The following is a 14,104-nucleotide window of genomic DNA, read 5'->3' as shown; positions in this document are numbered from 1 at the left end:
CATTCCATACACCGGCGCGCGTGAAAAGCAGGATTTATTTTTCGCCCCTTTTTTCCCGCTCTGTACAAAACAGGGGGAATGAGGTATAATATTACCTGCAAATGCGCGGTTTTACCGCTGTGTATGGAGGGTGGTTCTCCGTATGCAGGGGGCGGAGTGCTCGCTACACTCTGTCCCTGCTTTGCACTTTTTTATGTGCCTTACAAGAAACAGTATACCGCCTTTTTCCATAAATTTCAACTGAAATTATATTTTTCTTATTTTTGTCTTTACTTTTTTATTCTTTTCTTTTCATCTGTGCGCTTACGAGTTAAAATGCGGCTTTCAGGCAGCGACGGCGAAGAAATTCTAATTTTTATTTGGAGCCAAGTGCCCCTTAACCCCTATTTCTTCTTGTTTTCTCTTTGTGCTTCAGGCCGCATAGGAACGCAAAGCGGTTTTCGTAGCCACGAGAAGAAATATTTTCTAAACTGGGGCAAAGTGCCCCTTAACCCTTATTTTTTCTAATTTTCTCTCTGTCCTCAGGCCGGACGGGGACGCAAAGCGTCTATCGCGCTACGCGGCCTTGAACATTGGAAACAGAAAGAAATAAATCTTTGTTCTCAACTTAGGAACCCTCAACTGGAGGCTATGAGAAAATAATAGTTAGGGGGACTTCAAACTCCCGTAGGGAGGGCTCCAACCGTCCCCCCCGACACCTGTCAAAGAGCTAAAGCAATGTTCTTAAAGCCCACTGCTTCTCATTGACGACGGGGGCTCCGGAAATAAAGCCACTGCTTTTTAGAGGGTAACTGAAAGTCATTAGCTTGCCTTGACTCAAGCTTACTTAATATATCACTCAACTTTAAAAAAGGTTACTTTGATCTATCAATTCCCTGTATGCTTTCTAACTAAGCACTTAGGGAAAGAATGGGAACCGTCAATGAAAAGCACTACACTGGAGAATTGGAGCGGGCCCCTTGACAGGTGCCGGGGGTGTAGGGGGGACGGTTAGGTACCTTCCTCGACGGGAAGTTGAAGTCCCCCCCTACTCAACCTTTGCCTACTTTCGTTTGAGGACGAAAGTAGGGGCCCGTTCGGCCTGAGCACAAACTGAAAATAAGAAATAATTTGGGTTAAGGGGCACCTTACGAACAAAGCATCTGGTTCAGGGTGTCCCAAGATAAATTCGGATTCTGTTTGGAATAAGATTCCAGGAAATAGGTATATCCCAGATATTTGAATTCCGAACAGAAGGAATACTTAAAATCTCTGCTTTTATATTCCCGATACTTCACGGCGATGCCTCCGATTGTCTTGGCCGCCTTGCTACCCCTTAGCTGAGCTTCAAACCCGTCGTCCGGATATCGCGCAGAGCCGACCAAACTCGGATCATTCTCCTGGAAAAAGATAGTCAGATTGATATAATCGTCTTCAACATCAAACCGCTCTCCTCCATAAAGCACCTGAGCGGAAAGTATTCTCCACGTCTTACGGTCGTTTATGCTTTTACTGTTCTCATCCGCGTATTCGAGGATGAACTCCGTATACGGTTTGGGATTTTCCTGTTTTAACACCAATTTGTCAAGCAGCAGGTCGCCGCCAAATAACTTTGCCGCTTCGTCGACCGATGTAATCGTCGTGTGCGTCTTGTACCAATTCGGATCCTCCGCACGGCTTTGAAAAGGGCCGCAGGATGAAACGAAAAAAGGTATCACAAGCGCTGCCAGAAAAGCAATCCCACGGATTTTTGTACGCTTTGTGGTGTAACGGCAAGCGTTTTGGCCATGCAAAACAGATCCCTCCCAAAATATTTCATTATCTTTATTTATCTTAGAACAATAAAGAAATTATGTCAACCGAACATAATTATTTGTAATCATTTTTTAGTCATCGCGATGAAGAGAAAACAGAGTTTTCAACTTTTTCACCTCGGACTGTTGAAAATGTTCCCTTTGCGCCGCCGCTGTACAAAGGTGAGGGCAAGCGATATAATAACCGTAGCCCTGAACAGGGACTGCTATTAGAATCAAAGGATGTTTTTATGGATACGATCAAGATCGGCACGGTCGAGCTTTCGGGCCGGGCGGTGCTGGCGCCGATGGCGGGCGCGGGCGACCGCGCGTTCCGCGAAATCTGCGCCTCGTTCGGCGCGGCGATGACGACCAGCGAAATGGTCAGCGCCAAAGCGCTTCAATTCAACGATAAAAAAACGCCTGAATTAATGGAGCTGGGTTCCGACGCCCGCCCGGGCGCGATTCAGCTGTTCGGCAGCGAGCCGGACGTGATGGCGGAGGGCGCGAAGCGCGCGATGGACTTCGCCCCCGACGCCATCGACCTCAACATGGGCTGCCCCGCCCCGAAGATCACCGGCCCCGGCGCGGGCAGCGCGCTGATGAAAGACCCCGCGCTCTGCGGCGAGATCGTCGCGGCGGTGAAAGCCGCCGTCCCCGTACCGGTCACGGTCAAAATGCGCGCGGGATGGGACGAGAAAAGCAGAAACGCCGTCGAGGTGGCAAAAATCTGCGAGCAGGCCGGGGCCGCCGCCGTGACGGTTCACGCGCGGACCCGCAGCCAGATGTACGCCCCGAACCCCGACTGGGGCGTCATCAAGGCGGTCAAAGAGGCCGTTTCCATCCCGGTCCTCGGCAACGGCGATGTGACGGGGGCTCAATCCGCCGCTCTGATGCTGGAGCAGACCGGCTGCGATGGCGTGATGGTCGGGCGCGGCGCGCTCGGCAACCCGTGGGTCTTCCGGGAAATCAACGCGTATTTGACGGAATCCTGCCGCATTCTGCCCCCGCCCGGCGTTTCTGAAAAAATGCTCGTCCTGCTGCGGCAGGCGGGGCTGATGTGCCGCTACAAGGATGAGCGCCGCGCGATGAACGAGGCGAGGAAGCATGTCGGCTGGTACCTGAAGGGCCTGCGGGGCGCCGCAGAATTCCGTCGCCGCGGGTCGCTGCTCTCCACGATGGTTGAGCTGGAAACGCTCACGAAGGACGTCATCGCGGAAAACGAAGAAGAATAAAAAGAAAGCCGGTCTTCGGGCGGGATGTTTCCCGTCCAAGGCCGGCTTATTCTTTATATTTGTATCTCGCCCGGCGTATACCGCATCCGGTAATACGTTGCCTCGCCCAGGTGCGTCTTCATGAAATGGTGGTCCGTAATGACAAATCCGGCGTTTTCATAGCAGGAGACGGCGCGCCGGTTCCAGTCCTGCACGTCCAGCTCCAGCGGCATGCCGGGGTACTTCTGCCGGAAGCTGTCCAAAATCAGCTTCATGACTTGCCGCCCGCTCCCGTTTCCGCAGGACTCCGGGTTCACGCCAAGGCCGACCGTCATGCCGGATTCGGTTTCCCGGAAGCGGAAAAAGGCGTACAGCTCCCCGGCAAAATCCAGAACCGCCCAATATTGGGATTCCCGGATTTCCGGTTTGGTGATCGCCCATGAGCCGGCGACGGCGTCGTCCCACTCCGGCATATCGTAGCGGGCGTACTCGCCCGCGTAACGCCAGGAGCAGACGGCCCTCGCCTCCTCCTCCGTCAGGCCGGGGCGGCAGAAAAGGCCGTTCGCCCGGTCCTGACGGGTAAAATACTCTTCCCGGGTCATCAGGTAGCATACTTCGTCCATCTTCACGCCGCGGTAATCTATGTAAGAGCCCTGAAGCGTCTTTTCGTAGCGGAATCCGCTCTTTGCAATCACATGGCTCGACCGGGTATTGAACGGAAAATGCGCCACCGAAAGCAGCGCAAGCCCCATTTTCTCAAACGCGTACCGCTGCGCCCGTTTCACGGCCTCCGTCATCAGTCCCCGGCCCCAGCACTCCCGCGCCAGCACATAGCCGACCTCCCGGCAGGGACCCATACCCTCATGCGAAAGGCGGTCGGGGTGCAGCCCCAGCGAGCCGACCGCCCTTCCGGTTTCCCGCAGAACGATCGCGTTGACTTCTTCGTTCCCCACAAAGCTTTTCAGGATTTCACGGCTTTCGTCGAGCGAGGAATGTGGTTTCCAGCCCGCGTTTGGCCCGATTTCCGGGTCCTTCGCATACGCGTAAAAATCCTCAAGGTCTTCCATGCACCAGGGCCGCAGCAAAAGCCTGCGGGTCTGTATTGATTTCACGCAAATCCTCTCTCTTCCCGCACAGCCGCCGCGCGGCTGTTATTTCTCCATGTAAAAAATCACGAGTGTGTTCGGCCCTGTGTGGGCCGTCATCGAGCATCCCGCGCGGGAGGTCAGCACCTCCCGGAACCTTCCGCTGTCTTTTACCATTCCGACGATTTCATCGAACAGCTTCTGATCCATTCCGGTGGTGGAAACAAACGCGCGCTCGCTGTCCGGATTCGGCTGCGACAGAACAAACCGGGCGTATTCCCGGCACACCTGCTGAAAATTGCCGCGGAATTTTTTGCAGGCGGACAGAATGCCCCGGTTATCCAAAAGAAGGCAAGGGTGCAGCTTTAAAAGATTTGCGCCGACCAGCTGCATTCTGGTTGCTCTGCCGCCCTGGTAAACATATTCAAGATTGTCAATCAGAACATAGGCGCGCACGCGCTGTTTATCCTTTTCCATCTGCTCGTAAATTTCTTCTGCGGAGCATCCCGCGTCGCGCATATTCGCCGCGCGCAAAACCAATAATCCCTGAGCGGAGCTTAACGTATAAGTATTGACAACATAGACGTTGTCGAATTCTTCGGCTGCAATGCAGGCGTTCTGGTAGGAAGAGGAAAACGTGGAATTCATGGCAAGATGCACCACGGTGTCGCCGTTTTCCTTGGCTTTGCGGAACACCTCAAAAAAGTCGTAAGGCGAAGGGGCCGCGGTTTTCGGCAGCCGGTGGGTGCGCTCATAGTCCTTGAAAAGTTCGTCCGGCCCGATTTCAAAAACATCCTTATAGGACGCGTCGCCGATATTGATCGAAAGTGGAACAATCGTAATCCCGCGCTGCTTGTACAAGTCGGGAAACAAATCGCAGGCGCTGTCGGCGCTGATCAAAACGGCCATGGAATAATCTCCTCCAAATTGCTTGTAATTAAATGTCATTATAGCACCGCGGAGCCTGTTTTTCAAACTTTTCAGAGCGATCAGAAAAAATGTTATTTCTTTCTGTACGGTTCCAGTTGTATTTTGACACCCGGATATGCTAATATGAGAAGAGTTTTTGTTGAGAGGATTTGCATGATATGAATCAAAGAATAAAAAAATACATAATTGTCCTTTTTACCGTTCTTTTCAGCGCGGTTTTTTTCACTGTGACCGCGTTCGCCCAAGCCGGCGTCTCGCCGGAAAACGACTCTTCCACTCCGGTTTCGTCAGATGTGAACGTGTCTTCGTCCGTTTCCTCGTCTCAGAAATCCTCCTCCTCTTCGCCGTCTTCCGTTTCCTCCGGCGAATCGCAGGTCACGTCTTCTTCGGACGGAACCGGGAATGTGGACGTCCCTTCGCAGGAAGAAACCGTTATGGTCAAGCTGGATTACAACGACGGCAGCGCGGTCAGGGTCGTCAATGTAAAGCCCGGAACGCAGGTGAAGGAACTGGCCGTGCCAACGCGTAAAGGCTACCTGTTCGACTACTGGACCATGAACGGCGCGAAGGTTTCCTCTTCCTTCGAGATCTATTCGGAAATCTCGCTGACCGCTAAATGGGAGGCGAGCGCCGAATCCAGCCGGAAACCCTCCAGCTACGCGAGCGTGGACACACATCAGCGGGAAGTGGAACAGGCGGCGTCCCGCGCGGAAGAGGCCGTCAGCGACCCCGACGTGCTCTCATCCGAGGATTGGAATTCCATCCTTTCGACCGGCTCGCAGGCGTCGTCCGCCGCGGGGGCCGTGTCTTCCCAGGCATCGTCGGCCGCCCCGCATGGCGGGGGCGGTTCCTGGCTGTTCCCGGCGGGAATCGCGCTGATCGTTCTGTCCGCCTGCGGCATCGGGGCCTTTATTTATCTTCAGTTTTTCAGCGGCCCTGGCCCGCGCGGCCCAAAGTCCGGCACCGGCACGGAGGAGTTTGACGACATGGAATTCACCGACATCAGCTCCAACAGCGCCGGCCCCCATGCCGCGCCGGAAGAACCGGAGTCCGAGCCGCGGGCCCGGAGTTCCGGATCGGATTCGGACGACACAAGGCCCATTCCTCCGCAGGCGCGCGGCGAGGCCCCCCGGCGGAAGGATTACGACTCTTCCCGTTCCCAGGCGCGCGCGGTCGACGGGGGGAAAAAGAATTTCGACTGGGATAAATTCTTCAACGACGATATTTAATCTTGCAAAAAAACAGCCGGGGCTTTCGCCCCGGCTGTTTTGTTTATTACTTCGGTTCTTTTCCTTCGCTTCCAAAGAGGTTGAAACGAAACAGCTTTGACTCATCCTCGGGATCGTCGCACATGACAAAGGCCTCGGCAATCTTGCCGCCTTCAATCAGTCTTGTCAGACCGACAAGCTGGCTGAGCTTGCTCTTCAGGTTGAGCCGGTCTCCTTCGTCAGTTACCAGGAACACTTTGCCCTTGCAGTCGTCAAGGACCTTTAAAAAAGAATTTACATCGACGTCGTGCAGTTGTACCGGAGAAGACATGAGCGAGCCTCCTTTCGCCGCCTAGAGCGGGAATAAATTTTCTGATTTCCATATTATACCCGACGGCGCTGTTTGTCAATTCCGTTTTTCCTCTGAAGCGATTTTCCCATCCTGAATGCGGACCACGCGGTCGGCGGTCTCCGCGATCCGGTCGTCGTGCGTGATCAGCACGACGGTGCGCCCCATTCGGTGCAGCGAGTGCAGGATCTCCATCACCTCTCCGCCGGAGTGCGAATCCAGGTTGCCGGTCGGCTCGTCCGCAAGAAGGATCGGCGGCCTTGCCGCGATGGCGCGGGCGATGGCGACCCGCTGCTGCTGCCCGCCGCTCATCTGCGCCGGGCGGTGGTGCATTCTGCCGCCCAGCCCGACCTCGATCAGCGCCTCCTGCGCCAGCGCGCGCCGCTCCGCTCTGGGAATTCCGCGGTAAACCAGAGGAAGCTCGACGTTTTCCAGGGCGTCCTGCCCGCTGATCAGGTTGAAACTCTGAAAGATGAACCCGATGCGGCGGTTGCGAATCCGCGTTAACTTTTTTTCGCTCAGCCCCGCGACGTTTTCGCCCTCCAGATAATATTCCCCGGAAGAGGGCGTGTCCAGGCATCCGATGATATTCATCAGGGTTGATTTTCCGCTGCCGGACTGCCCGACGATCGCGAGAAATTCGCCCCGGTTCACGCGGAGCGTGACCCCGGCGAGCGCGTACACCTCGCAGTCACCCATCATATAAATCTTTGTCAAATCCGTCACCGAGATTAATTGTTCCATTCTTTCACCCCGTTTACAAATATCCGCGCAGGCTCTATAATGAGAGCAAATGAACCCGGGTCTTGCTGCGCAGGGCCCGACGAAAGGGGCCAAAACCTTGTTAAATTCCTACTGGAAACAGCTGAAAAGCGGAACGGACATCCGAGGCGTGGCTAGCGAGGGCGTTAACGGCGAGGCGGTAAACCTGACCGACGAAACACTTGGGAAGCTGGCCGACGGCTTTGCGCTGTGGCTGTCCGCGCGCGCGGGCAAACCGGTCAAAGAGCTCCGCGTCGCCGTCGGACACGACAGCCGCGTGTCGGCGGAGCGAATTTTCTCCGCCGTCTGCGGCGCGCTGACCGCCTCCGGCGTAAACGTGCTGGGCTGCGGGCTTGCCTCCACGCCGTCCATGTTCCATGTGACGCGCGGCCTGTCCTGCGACGGCTCCGTGCAGATTACCGCGAGCCACCACCCATGGAACCGCAACGGGCTGAAATTCTTTACGCCGGACGGCGGTCTGGACGGCCCTGATATTGAACAAATTCTCCTGCACGCTCAAAACGGGGAAAAACCGGCCCCCGGAAAAGGCACGCTGGAATCTGCGGATTACATGAGCCGCTACTGCGCCGATCTTTGCGACATGATTCGCAAAGGCGTGAACGCCGCCGATTACGACAGGCCCCTTTCCGGCTTTCACATCGTCGTTGACGCCGGGAACGGCGCGGGCGGCTTTTACGCGCGCGACGTGCTGGAACCGCTGGGCGCGGATGTTTCCGGCAGCCAGTTTCTCGAACCCGACGGCATGTTCCCGAACCATATCCCGAACCCCGAAAACGAAACGGCGATGCGTTCCGTCTGCGGCGCGGTGATTCGCGCGAAGGCGGACCTCGGCGTCATTTTCGACACGGACGTGGACCGCGGCGGAGCTGTCGACGCGGCGGGCGAAGAAATCAACCGCAACCGACTTGTGGCGCTCGCCTCCCACATCGCGCTGGAAAGCTGCCCCGGCGGAACGGTCGTCACCGATTCCGTCACCTCCAGCGGCCTGACGGAATACATTGAAAAAACGCTGGGCGGAAAACACCACCGTTTTAAGCGCGGCTACCGCAACGTTATCAACGAAGCCGTCCGCCTGAACGCGGAGGGGGTCGACTGTCCGCTCGCGATTGAAACCTCCGGACACGCGGCCATGCGGGAAAACTATTTTCTCGACGACGGCGCGTATCTGGTGACGAAGATCATCATTTTGTCCGCGCGCCTGCGCGCGCAGGGCAAAACCATCGGCGATCTTCTGGAACCGCTGCGGGAGCCCGCGGAGGCGCTGGAGCTTCGCTTCCCGATCCGGAAGGAAAACTTCCGCGAATGCGGCGAAGCCGTGATCTCCGGGCTGCGGAAATACACCCTCGGGCAGCCCGGCTGGACCGAGGCCCCGAACAATTACGAGGGCATCCGGGTCTCGCTGGACGGCGAACACGGGGACGGATGGTTCCTGCTGCGCCTGAGCGTCCACGACCCGATCATGCCGCTGAATGTTGAAAGCGACCAAAAAGGCGGAGTCAAGCGGATTCTGGAGCAGCTTTCCGTTTATCTGAACGGCTGCGCCGGCCTGGATCTCTCGTCTTTGAACAAGAACCTTTAACTCTCACTTTTTACAACGACCGCCCGCCTGGAACCAGGCCGGGCGGTCGTTTTTTGAGCCTGTCGCGGTGCGGCGCTTTGCGCCCGGGCCGGCAGGGTCCGCATCACGTTGCCGTCAGATAGACCAGATGCGCGACGCTTGGGATGCTCTCCCCCTGCTGGGAGGAAGTCGGCGACATCAGCGCGCCGGTACCGACAAACAGCACGTTGTGAAGCTGTCCCTGCTCCATCTGCTGCAGGATGGCGGAGCACAAAATGGCCGCGCTGCATCCGCAGCCCGAGCCGCCCGCGTGGACGTCCTGCTTTTCCCGGTCGTAAATCATCATTCCGCAGTCGTTATGCACCGGCTTGATGTCGATTCCCTCCTTCCCGAGGATCTCCTCGAGAAGTTCGCTGCCGATAAAACCGAGGTCTCCGGTCAGAATCAGGTCGAATTCCTGCGGCGACGATTCCGAATCCTTGAAAAAGTCCATCAGCGTCTGCGCGGCGGCGGGGGCCATCGCCGCGCCCATGTTGTTCGCATCCTTGATGCCGAAATCGGCGATTCTGCCGAACGTAACCGCCCTCAACCCGATTTTGGCCCCGGGATTGTCCTGCCGCTTGCCAAGCAGGACGCACCCGGCCGCCGTCGCGGTCCACTGCGCGGTCGGCGTGCGCTGGCCGCCGTATTCCAGCGGAAAGCGGTACTGGCGCTCCGCCGAACAGAAGTGGGAGGAGGTCACCGCCGCCGCGCGGACGGCCGCGCCGGACTCAACAAACAGCGAGGCGATTCCGAGCGTCTGCGCCATGGTGGAACAGGCCCCAAACTGCCCCAGAAACGGAATATCCAGGCTTTTCAGTCCAAACGTGGAGGAGATGCACTGATTTAAAAGGTCGCCGGCAAAAATGCAGTCAATGTCCGTATTTTTCAGGTTTGACTTTCTCAGCGCGATATTCACCGCCTCGTTCTGCATGCGGCTTTCCGCCTTTTCCCAGCTGGATTCCCCCAAAGTCGTGTCGTTGTGGCACTGGTCGTAGTATTTTCCGTAGGGGCCCTCGCCCTCTTTTTTTCCGACGACCGCCGCGTACCCCAGCACCGCTGGGGTCGTCATCAGCTCAAACGTGTATTTTCCTTTTTTCTGCGGCATATGCTCAACTCCCCGTTAATATAAGTGGAAGAACCACAGGATCAGCCCGTACAGAATCGACGCCGCGATCCCGTAAACCAGCACAGGCCCGGCAATGACGAACATCTTGCCGCCGATGCCCAGCACGTAGCCCTCGTTTTTGAATTCCATCGCGGGCGAAACGATCGAGTTTGCGAATCCGGTGATCGGCACCAGCGATCCGGCCCCGGCGTGCTTGCCGATATTGTCGTAAACCCGCAGCGCGGTCAGCAGCGCGCTGAGAAAAATCAGGGTGATGGAAACGAAGGTGCTCGCTCCCTTCTTGTCCAGCCCGAAGTACAGGTAAAGGTGAAGAAACGCCTGACCAAGCGCGCAGATGCCGCCGCCGACCAGAAAGGCCATGACCATGTTTTTACCCCATTTTGTCGGCGGGGAAGCTTTGTCCGCCATTGTTTTATATTCTTTTTTCGAAACCGTCAATGTTCTTTGCCCCTTTCGTTTCAGTTACTTTTATTCTGTCTGAATCAAGGGTGAATATGCGGCGCGGCCATCTTTTCGTTGACAGCGGCGCAAGGTTCCTCATCACGCCCCGCGGGGAAGAGAAGCTGGAGCAGCTTCGCGAGGTGTGGAAACAGTTTTCAGAAAGTGTGAACGAACTACTTTTCGAGGAGGATTTATCTCAATGACGGAAAAACAATATTTAGCAGAGGTATCCGTGGTCTTGCGTCGCTCCGGAATGCCCGGAAAAATCAGAAAGCGGCTGGAGGCGGACCTTGCCTCCGATTTCAGCGCCCGGCTGGAACGCGGGGAAACCGCCGGGGAAATTGTCCGTTCCATGGGCGCGCCGGAAAATCTGGCCGCCGAAAAGGCGCTTTTGATCTGCGGCGTCCTCTCCGCCGTTCTAACCGCGGCGGCCGGCCTGTATTTGGCCGTCATTTTCGATTTTGCGTTCCGGATTCAGATGTGGCTGAACGGACAGGACGCCGTCGAAAACGGACAAACAGTCATCGGCGGCGCGGACGGGCCGACGGCCATTTTTGTCGCTTCCCAACCAAATCCGCTGCTCTGGCTTTTCTTCGGCTTTTTTCTTGCCGCCTGCATTCTCTGTTTCATTTTGTACGCCCGGCTCCGCAAAAACAGGTAATCGCTCAAAACAGCGGGCCTTTCGGTTTTTCCGAAAGGCCCGCTGTTTCTTTTACATATTCATCACATTGCAATTGTTTTAATTTTTCAACAAAACTGTTATTTGCAAAAGGTAGCTTTAACCGTTACGCCCTTGCAAAAAAGGCCGTATTAACGGCGGCAAAGTCTACGTTCTGGACAAGTTGTGTTCCATCTTCCTTTGTAATATAGAATCCCAAATCCGTTATTGCGTCGGATTTGTCACTGTCTGTGGAGGTTTTCCATGATTCAACCTGATCCAGATCAAATTTATCTTTTTTCCCCATTTTGTCGACGGGGAATATGCGGCTCAATTTTCATCCGATGCAAAAAGCAAGGTTTTTAAATCGCTATTGTTCATAGAATATTAATAATTGAATTATATAATTAAAAATTATAAAAATATTCTAAATTTAGAAAAGGAGTAATTAGATGAAAAAATCAAGGTTTTTGCCGTTTGCTTTATCTCTCGCCATCGGACTGTCCTACTCCGCCATCGCAATGGCAGCAACCGCACCTTCCGTCGCAAGCGACACAACGAATCCCATCACATTAAAACTCAATGACTCTTACACCGTTAAATTCACGGTTCACGGCACCCATGCGGACCCAAAGATCGCTGCGGGCAACGGCCGCGTGCTTCAGACACAGGCCGTTAAAAAGCTGAAGGATTCAGACGGAAACGACGTTTATTTATTTAAGGTAAAAGCCATTGGCGCTGTGGGCGAGCAGTCTTCCATTTACACAACGCTCCCCGGTCAGTTTCCGGAAAAGGAATTCACAGTCACGGTCGAATCGTCCGGCGATTCCGAACGGTCTGACGGTCACATCACGGAAGTTGATACCCCCGCAATTGTCGCCCGGGGCTTAAAAGCGCTGTTTTCAATTCAGGGTAACCCGAATACCGCTTACACGCTAACGATTCAGGACCAGAGCGGAAGCGCCAAAACCACAACCATCGGAACAGTCACATCCGGTAATGACGGAATCGCCAAATGGACCTGGACCGTCGGCTCGGGCACGGCACTTGGCACGCACCAAATGACAGTAACCGGCGGAGGGCAAACCTACCAAACCAGTTACGAAGTAGTGGACGATTAGGAATATCCTGTAAAGAGGGGCGGGGCCAACCTCGATTTTTGTATTCAGCAAATCATCGCCCATGCGTTTGTACCGCCCTTAATACTCAATTTATCCGCATAGCCAATACAGTATTTTCCCGACATGGATTCATACAATTCAATCGGAATGTTAACCGATTTTTCAATGTTCCCCAAGTTTCGCACATTCATTGCAAAATACCCCCACCCTTTTGAGACGAAACACCGAAATTGATATGCGGTAACAGTTTAAAATGGACCTATGTTCTGTGCTGTAAATTTACCTGCGGCATTCTTGATGTCAGCTCTGTCAAAAGAACAGCCCCGCCATTTGGAATGGCGGGGCTGTTCTTTTCCTGCAGAGACATCCCCCGGCAAGCCGGAAAATGTCTCATTCTGTTATAAAAATCAACCGACTACTATTTTGCCCTCCGGCAGAATGGTTCCGGAAGAGGAGCGGCCCTTGCGCAGGGTAAACGCAAGCCCGAGCGAAACCGGGCCGACCCGGCCGATGTACATGGCGCAGATGACCGCCATTTTCGCGACGGTGGTGAGCGTCGGAGTCACGTTTGCCGTCAGGCCGACCGTGCCGAACGCGCTGGTCGCCTCAAACAGGGCGTCCACGCCGCTCGTCGCCGAGTTCGTCGTCATGATGATGCCGGCGGTCATAATGACGACCAGCACGCCGATGGTCAGAATGGCAAGGGAACGGTAAACCGTAAACTTGTCCAGCCGGCGCTTGAGCACGACGGCGTCGTCGCTGCCGCGCATGACGCTGGTCACCGCGGTCACCAGCACGACAAAGGTCGTCGTCTTGATTCCGCCGCCGGTCGAGGCGGGGGAAGCGCCGATGAACATGAAAAACACCATGATCAGCTTGGTCAGGTCGCGCTCGGAGGCCGTGTCAACCGTATTAAAGCCCGCCGTGCGCGTCGTGACGGATTGGAAAAAAGCCGCGTTCAGCTTCTCCCCGAAATCCATATGATTCAGCGTATTGTCATTTTCACAAATTAAAAACAGCACCGTACCGATAATAAGGAGCAGCAGAGTAGTGCGCAGTACGATCTGAGAATGGAACTGCAGAACCCGCGGGCGCTGTCTGTCCAGCCTTGTTCGGATCTTGGCCGAGAAAATATCGTTGATGACGACGAAACCCAGGCCTCCGGTCACGATCAGAGCGGCGACGGTCAGCGTGACGAGCGGATCGTTCACATATCCCGTCAGGCTGCTGCCCGGCGCGGTAAATCCCATCACATCGAACCCCGCGTTGCAGTAAGCGGAAACCGCCGTAAAGAGGGAGATCCACACCCCGTGAAGCCCGTACCGCGGCACGAAGCGCAGCATCAGAAGGAACGCGCCGACGGTCTCGCAGGAAAAGGTGAAGAACAGAACGATCTTAATCAGGCGTCTGACGTGAATCAGGCTTCCGGCGGTGTTCTCCGCGGCAAGCAGCATTCCGCGAAAGCCCAGCTTGCGCCGCAGCAGCATGGAAAGCCCGGTCGTGAACGTCACAAGGCCAAGTCCGCCGATCTGAATCAGAAGCAGAATGACCACCTGGCCGAAAAGGTTCCAGTGGCTCCACGTGTCGAACAGCACCAGGCCCGTGACGCAGACCGCCGAGGTCGACGTGAACAGCGCGTCCAGAATCGGAGTCGGCGTGCCTGCCCTTGCCGTAACCGGCAGGGACAGAAGAACAGCGCCCGTCAGAATCACCAGAAGAAAACTTACCACAATCAGCCGAACAGGCGGCGTGCCCTTCAGCTTCTTTTTCAGGGAAGGAATCTCTTCTCCCATTCCATTCACCTCAATGCCATGAGA

At 55.5% G+C, this 14,104-nt stretch carries 14 protein-coding genes; 5 read left to right on the top strand and 9 right to left on the bottom strand.

Going from position 1 to position 14,104, the window contains the following annotated elements:
• Window positions 1-1,127: 1,127 nt before the first annotated feature.
• The gene (locus tag ACLQ3M_RS02140) at window positions 1,128-1,772 is read right to left on the bottom strand and encodes a hypothetical protein (protein WP_187034592.1); all 645 of its coding nucleotides are present in this window, start codon (window positions 1,770-1,772) and stop codon (window positions 1,128-1,130) included.
• Window positions 1,773-2,023: 251 nt separating this feature from the next.
• Here ACLQ3M_RS02140 and dusB point away from each other — a divergent pair, with 251 nt between their 5' ends.
• Entirely contained in the window at window positions 2,024-3,007 is a 984-nt protein-coding gene (dusB, locus tag ACLQ3M_RS02135; RefSeq protein ID WP_411676062.1) for a tRNA dihydrouridine synthase DusB, read from the top strand.
• A gap of 53 nt (window positions 3,008-3,060) precedes the next feature.
• On the opposite strand, the gene ACLQ3M_RS02130 is transcribed toward dusB, so the two are convergent.
• Window positions 3,061-4,098, bottom strand: coding sequence for a GNAT family N-acetyltransferase (locus ACLQ3M_RS02130; protein WP_411676061.1), 1,038 nt, complete (start codon window positions 4,096-4,098; stop codon window positions 3,061-3,063).
• Between the two features lie 39 nt (window positions 4,099-4,137).
• Complete coding sequence (locus tag ACLQ3M_RS02125) at window positions 4,138-4,980, bottom strand: DegV family protein (RefSeq protein ID WP_411676060.1); 843 nt, start codon at window positions 4,978-4,980, stop codon at window positions 4,138-4,140.
• Between the two features lie 179 nt (window positions 4,981-5,159).
• Here ACLQ3M_RS02125 and ACLQ3M_RS02120 point away from each other — a divergent pair, with 179 nt between their 5' ends.
• The gene (locus tag ACLQ3M_RS02120; RefSeq protein ID WP_411676059.1) at window positions 5,160-6,230 is read left to right on the top strand and encodes an InlB B-repeat-containing protein; all 1,071 of its coding nucleotides are present in this window, start codon (window positions 5,160-5,162) and stop codon (window positions 6,228-6,230) included.
• A 46-nt stretch (window positions 6,231-6,276) separates the two neighbouring features.
• Here the strand turns inward: ACLQ3M_RS02120 and ACLQ3M_RS02115 are convergent, their stop codons facing one another.
• Complete coding sequence (locus ACLQ3M_RS02115) at window positions 6,277-6,540, bottom strand: hypothetical protein (protein ID WP_066646781.1); 264 nt, start codon at window positions 6,538-6,540, stop codon at window positions 6,277-6,279.
• 75 nt (window positions 6,541-6,615) lie between these two features.
• Complete coding sequence (locus ACLQ3M_RS02110; protein WP_411676058.1) at window positions 6,616-7,302, bottom strand: ABC transporter ATP-binding protein; 687 nt, start codon at window positions 7,300-7,302, stop codon at window positions 6,616-6,618.
• A gap of 97 nt (window positions 7,303-7,399) precedes the next feature.
• Here ACLQ3M_RS02110 and ACLQ3M_RS02105 point away from each other — a divergent pair, with 97 nt between their 5' ends.
• Complete coding sequence (locus ACLQ3M_RS02105; RefSeq protein WP_411676057.1) at window positions 7,400-8,920, top strand: phosphomannomutase/phosphoglucomutase; 1,521 nt, start codon at window positions 7,400-7,402, stop codon at window positions 8,918-8,920.
• Window positions 8,921-9,023: 103 nt separating this feature from the next.
• On the opposite strand, the gene spoVAD is transcribed toward ACLQ3M_RS02105, so the two are convergent.
• Both spoVAD and spoVAC read right to left on the bottom strand, forming a co-directional pair.
• Entirely contained in the window at window positions 9,024-10,046 is a 1,023-nt protein-coding gene (gene spoVAD, locus ACLQ3M_RS02100; RefSeq protein WP_411676056.1) for a stage V sporulation protein AD, read from the bottom strand.
• A gap of 15 nt (window positions 10,047-10,061) precedes the next feature.
• Complete coding sequence (gene spoVAC, locus ACLQ3M_RS02095; RefSeq protein ID WP_411676055.1) at window positions 10,062-10,505, bottom strand: stage V sporulation protein AC; 444 nt, start codon at window positions 10,503-10,505, stop codon at window positions 10,062-10,064.
• Window positions 10,506-10,707: 202 nt separating this feature from the next.
• Between spoVAC and ACLQ3M_RS02090 the strand changes: the two genes are divergently transcribed.
• Together ACLQ3M_RS02090 and ACLQ3M_RS02085 are read left to right on the top strand one after the other, a co-directional pair.
• Window positions 10,708-11,169 (top strand): hypothetical protein, encoded by a 462-nt coding sequence (locus tag ACLQ3M_RS02090; protein ID WP_411676054.1) that lies wholly within the window; start codon window positions 10,708-10,710, stop codon window positions 11,167-11,169.
• Between the two features lie 449 nt (window positions 11,170-11,618).
• On the top strand, window positions 11,619-12,287 hold the full coding sequence (locus ACLQ3M_RS02085) for a hypothetical protein (protein WP_411676053.1): 669 nt from the start codon (window positions 11,619-11,621) through the stop codon (window positions 12,285-12,287).
• Between the two features lie 44 nt (window positions 12,288-12,331).
• On the opposite strand, the gene ACLQ3M_RS02080 is transcribed toward ACLQ3M_RS02085, so the two are convergent.
• A complete protein-coding gene (locus ACLQ3M_RS02080) occupies window positions 12,332-12,478 on the bottom strand; it encodes a hypothetical protein (RefSeq protein ID WP_411676052.1) in 147 nt (48 codons plus the stop codon).
• A 216-nt stretch (window positions 12,479-12,694) separates the two neighbouring features.
• Window positions 12,695-14,080: a TrkH family potassium uptake protein gene (locus ACLQ3M_RS02075; RefSeq protein ID WP_411676051.1), complete on the bottom strand. Its 1,386-nt coding sequence runs from the start codon at window positions 14,078-14,080 to the stop codon at window positions 12,695-12,697.
• Between the last annotated feature and the right edge of the window lie 24 nt (window positions 14,081-14,104).

It is taken from the genome of Caproicibacter sp. (assembly GCF_046707225.1).
In the GTDB taxonomy this organism is placed as follows: Bacteria; Bacillota; Clostridia; order Oscillospirales; family Acutalibacteraceae; genus Caproicibacter.
The sequence above is the reverse complement of the archived record's forward strand: the minus strand, read 5'-3'. Positions and strand labels throughout refer to the sequence as shown.

Excerpts from the sequence above, each read along its gene's own strand:
- dusB (WP_411676062.1), top strand. The coding sequence starts at position 2,024 with ATGGATACGATCAAGATCGGCACGGTCGAGCTTTCGGGCCGGGCGGTG.
- ACLQ3M_RS02125 (WP_411676060.1), bottom strand. The coding sequence starts at position 4,980 with ATGGCCGTTTTGATCAGCGCCGACAGCGCCTGCGATTTGTTTCCCGAC.
- ACLQ3M_RS02120 (WP_411676059.1), top strand. The coding sequence starts at position 5,160 with ATGAATCAAAGAATAAAAAAATACATAATTGTCCTTTTTACCGTTCTT.
- ACLQ3M_RS02115 (WP_066646781.1), bottom strand. The coding sequence starts at position 6,540 with ATGTCTTCTCCGGTACAACTGCACGACGTCGATGTAAATTCTTTTTTA.
- ACLQ3M_RS02110 (WP_411676058.1), bottom strand. The coding sequence starts at position 7,302 with ATGGAACAATTAATCTCGGTGACGGATTTGACAAAGATTTATATGATG.
- spoVAD (WP_411676056.1), bottom strand. The coding sequence starts at position 10,046 with ATGCCGCAGAAAAAAGGAAAATACACGTTTGAGCTGATGACGACCCCA.
- ACLQ3M_RS02090 (WP_411676054.1), top strand. The coding sequence starts at position 10,708 with ATGACGGAAAAACAATATTTAGCAGAGGTATCCGTGGTCTTGCGTCGC.
- ACLQ3M_RS02085 (WP_411676053.1), top strand. The coding sequence starts at position 11,619 with ATGAAAAAATCAAGGTTTTTGCCGTTTGCTTTATCTCTCGCCATCGGA.
- ACLQ3M_RS02080 (WP_411676052.1), bottom strand. The coding sequence starts at position 12,478 with ATGAATGTGCGAAACTTGGGGAACATTGAAAAATCGGTTAACATTCCG.
- ACLQ3M_RS02075 (WP_411676051.1), bottom strand. The coding sequence starts at position 14,080 with ATGGGAGAAGAGATTCCTTCCCTGAAAAAGAAGCTGAAGGGCACGCCG.